Raw genomic sequence first — 266 nt, forward strand, 5'->3', positions numbered from 1 at the left:
TTCGCGGGAATGACATATAAGTTACTCATGAATTCTCATAAAAAACAGAAAATAGGTGTTTTTGGGCTTGGTAAAACCGGTATATCGGTTTACGAGGAATTGCAAAATAAATATGATGTAATTGTTTATGATGATTTAAAAGCAAATAGAGATATATTTGAAGAATTATATAGTAAAACCGCTATTGCTGCTTTATCTGATTCAAGATGGCAAAATTTAGATAAAATTGTCTTAAGTCCTGGAATTCCTTTAACGCATGAGATAGT

General features: G+C 30.5%; 1 pseudogene. It reads left to right on the forward strand.

Going from position 1 to position 266, the window contains the following annotated elements:
* Positions 1 to 27 precede the first annotated feature (27 nt).
* Positions 28 to 266, forward strand: a pseudogene (gene murD, locus MB29_RS07185) (UDP-N-acetylmuramoyl-L-alanine--D-glutamate ligase); the annotation flags it as partial.

Origin of the sequence: Rickettsia tamurae (assembly GCF_000751075.1) — a bacterium.
Classification (GTDB): domain Bacteria; phylum Pseudomonadota; class Alphaproteobacteria; order Rickettsiales; family Rickettsiaceae; genus Rickettsia; species Rickettsia tamurae.